Origin of the sequence: Pseudomonas sp. 20P_3.2_Bac5, from assembly GCF_025466035.1 — a bacterium.
Lineage (GTDB): Bacteria > Pseudomonadota > Gammaproteobacteria > Pseudomonadales > Pseudomonadaceae > Aquipseudomonas.
Genome location: NZ_JANLOA010000058.1, coordinates 1 through 2,601 on the forward strand (window position 1 = coordinate 1; position 2,601 = coordinate 2,601).

A 2,601-nucleotide genomic window follows, 5' to 3' on the forward strand; every position below is an offset into this window, starting at 1 on the left:
GGCGTAGAGGCGTTGGCGGGCGCGGTTGAAGCGAAGCGGTTGATCTCGGGGAGGTACTGCATCGACTTTCACACAGAGCAGGAGTGACCAGACTGCAACGAAGACCCCGGGGAAAAAGATGCTCCATTCTTCGACGCTGAGTTCACGCCAGTCTGACAAGAAAAGCCATAACACTATGGCCAGTTGGAAACTGAAAACTGGCGCAAACCAGATCACCAAGCCCCTGAAAAGTGCTGAGGACCGTGGCAGTTCCAGAAAGACATCATCCTGATGGTTGGGCGTGTCGAATCCAAGAGCCGGCATTACGACCGGCACTTCATCGGGATGAGGTAGGTCTTCCTGCCATCCAGAACAAGAGGGAACGAGCTTAGGACTTTTCATACGAAGCTCCTCACCACCGCCATCCAGTAATCTTGTCTTCCCTCACGATCAGTCGGGCCATACCCGATTCATCACTCTTGTCGGGCCAGTAGGACACTTCGAACTTGATGGTCTGTTTACCGAGAACCTCGAAATTCATCGACATAGTGCTGAGGCCGGCGCTCATGGCGCCGTTCTCGATTCCAGGTCCATATCAGCCGGCCATTTGACCTTCGGTGCGAGGAGCATGGCGACGTTGCACCACGACACATCGTTGTGGTCTTTCGGCGGGTCGGGAGGCGGCAGCGCGTCGGGGCCTTGTTGCATGTAGGTGCAGATATAGGCCCAGGCGTGGGCGTCGGCGCCCATGGTGGTGAGGGGGAAGCGGTCGATGACTTCATTGGTACCGGGCTTGACGATGGAGAGCACCACGCCGCCCTTGATGACGACCCCATGCGAAGTCGCGCCGCGCTTCAGCCAGCGCTCGGCGCGGACCTGTGACCAGTCGTACGCCACCGGCTCGACCCGCCAGCGTTCGAAGGGGTTCCACCAGCGGTAGTTGAAGTTGTAGGCGTAGAGGCGTTGGCGGGTGCGGTTGAAGCGGAGGGGTAAATCTCGGGGAGGTGCTGTATCGATCTTCACACAGAACCACAAAGACCAAATTTCAACAGAAATACAAAAGAGAAATATCATCCAAATCTCAGAGTTCAGCTTGTGTTCAATTGAAAAAAAGATCCATGACATCTGAATCATCAAAATGGCCATCACCGGAACAAACCAAATCAACAAGCCTCTGATAAGTGCTGAGGCACGTGGCAGTTCCAGAAAGACATCATCTTGATGATTGGGCGTATCGAATCCTAAGGCCGGCATTACGACCGGCCCCTCATCGGGATGAGGCAGATCTTCTTGCCACCCGGAGCAGGGAGGAACGAGTTGTGGTCTGTTCATACGACTCACCACTTCGGCCCCCCAGAAATCTCATCTTCCTTCACGATTAGCCGGGCTACGCCGGACTCATCGTGTGTGTCCGGCCAATAAGGCACTTCGAGCTTGATAGTTTGAGCATCGAGAACCTCGAACTCCATCGACATATCACTCATGGCGCCGTCCTCGACTCCAGGTCCATATCGGCGGGCCACTTGACCTTGGGCGCCAACAGCAGCGCGATGTTGAAGTCCACATCGTTGTGGTCTTTCGGTGGGCCAGGGAGCGGGAGTGCGTCGGGGCCTTGTTGCATGTAGGTGCAGATATAGGCCCACGCGTGTTCGTCGGCGCCCATGGTAGTCAGGGGGAAGCGGTCGATGACTTCATTGGTGCCCGGCTTTACGATGGAGAGCACCACGCCGCCCTTGATGACGACCCCATGCGAAGTCGCGCCGCGCTTCAGCCAGCGCTCGGCGCGGACCTGTGACCAGTCGTAGGCCACCGGCTCGACCCGCCAGCGTTCGAAGGGGTTCCACCAGCGGTAGTTGAAGTTGTAGGCGTAGAGGCGTTGGCGGGTGCGGTTGAAGCGTAATGGTAAATCCCGAGGTGGAGCCAATTCAAATTTTATGCAGAACATGAAAGACCAAACTCCAACGCAAACACTGGAGAGAAACATGAACCACTCTTCGACTTTGAATGTGCGTTCAGATAAAAAAAAGCTCCACAATATGTCGACCGTAAGAAATCCCTGAAACGGTGCGAGCCAAATAAACCATCCCCTTACAAGTGCCGACGCACGCGGCAGCTCGAGAAAGACGTCATCCTGATGATTGGGCGTATCGAATCCTAAGGCCGGCATTACGACCGGCCCCTCATCGGGATGAGGCAGATCTTCTTGCCACCCGGAGCAGGGAGGAACGAGTTGCGGTCGGTTCATACGACTCACCACTTCGCTCCCCCAGAAATCTCATCTTCCTTCACGATTAGCCGGGCTACGCCGGACTCATCGTGTCTGTCCAGCCAATAAGGCACTTCGAGCTTGATAGTTTGAGCATCGAGAACCTCGAACTCCATCGACATATCACTCATGGCGCCGTCCTCGACTCCAGGTCCATATCGACGGGCCACTTGACCTTGGATGCCAGCAGTAACGCGATATTGAAACCCACATCGTCGTGGTCTTTCGGTGGGCCAGGTGGGGGAAGTGCGTCGGGGCCTTGCTGCATGTAGGTGCAGATATAAGCCCAGGCGTGGACGTCGGCGCCCATGGTGGTGAGGGGAAAGCGGTCAATGACTTCATTGGTGCCCGGCCTG

The 2,601-nt window shown here is 56.1% G+C and carries 6 protein-coding genes and 1 pseudogene; all 7 read right to left on the bottom strand.

Annotated features, from left to right (window positions below):
• Positions 1–381: pseudogene (locus NTD88_RS09565) on the bottom strand (hypothetical protein); the annotation flags it as partial.
• Between the two features lie 10 nt (positions 382–391).
• A complete protein-coding gene (locus tag NTD88_RS09570) occupies positions 392–547 on the bottom strand; it encodes a hypothetical protein (protein ID WP_262154854.1) in 156 nt (51 codons plus the stop codon).
• A complete protein-coding gene (locus NTD88_RS09575; protein ID WP_262154853.1) occupies positions 544–1,311 on the bottom strand; it encodes a DUF6708 domain-containing protein in 768 nt (255 codons plus the stop codon). The genes NTD88_RS09570 and NTD88_RS09575 overlap by 4 nt, the downstream gene beginning before the upstream one ends.
• A 5-nt stretch (positions 1,312–1,316) precedes the next feature.
• A complete protein-coding gene (locus NTD88_RS09580; protein WP_262154852.1) occupies positions 1,317–1,463 on the bottom strand; it encodes a hypothetical protein in 147 nt (48 codons plus the stop codon).
• Positions 1,460–2,224 (bottom strand): DUF6708 domain-containing protein, encoded by a 765-nt coding sequence (locus NTD88_RS09585; protein WP_262154851.1) that lies wholly within the window; start codon positions 2,222–2,224, stop codon positions 1,460–1,462. Before NTD88_RS09585 ends, NTD88_RS09580 begins: the two co-directional genes overlap by 4 nt.
• 5 nt (positions 2,225–2,229) lie before the next feature.
• Positions 2,230–2,376, bottom strand: a complete 147-nt coding sequence (locus NTD88_RS09590; RefSeq protein WP_262130654.1) for a hypothetical protein — start codon at positions 2,374–2,376, stop codon at positions 2,230–2,232.
• Positions 2,373–2,601: DUF6708 domain-containing protein (locus tag NTD88_RS09595; protein ID WP_315975147.1), on the bottom strand; the 229-nt coding region annotated here is incomplete at its 5' end. The genes NTD88_RS09590 and NTD88_RS09595, both read right to left, overlap by 4 nt.

Coding starts and splice junctions, on each gene's coding strand:
- NTD88_RS09570 (WP_262154854.1), bottom strand. CDS start 547: ATGAGCGCCGGCCTCAGCACTATGTCGATGAATTTCGAGGTTCTCGGT.
- NTD88_RS09575 (WP_262154853.1), bottom strand. CDS start 1,311: ATGAACAGACCACAACTCGTTCCTCCCTGCTCCGGGTGGCAAGAAGAT.
- NTD88_RS09580 (WP_262154852.1), bottom strand. CDS start 1,463: ATGAGTGATATGTCGATGGAGTTCGAGGTTCTCGATGCTCAAACTATC.
- NTD88_RS09585 (WP_262154851.1), bottom strand. CDS start 2,224: ATGAACCGACCGCAACTCGTTCCTCCCTGCTCCGGGTGGCAAGAAGAT.
- NTD88_RS09590 (WP_262130654.1), bottom strand. CDS start 2,376: ATGAGTGATATGTCGATGGAGTTCGAGGTTCTCGATGCTCAAACTATC.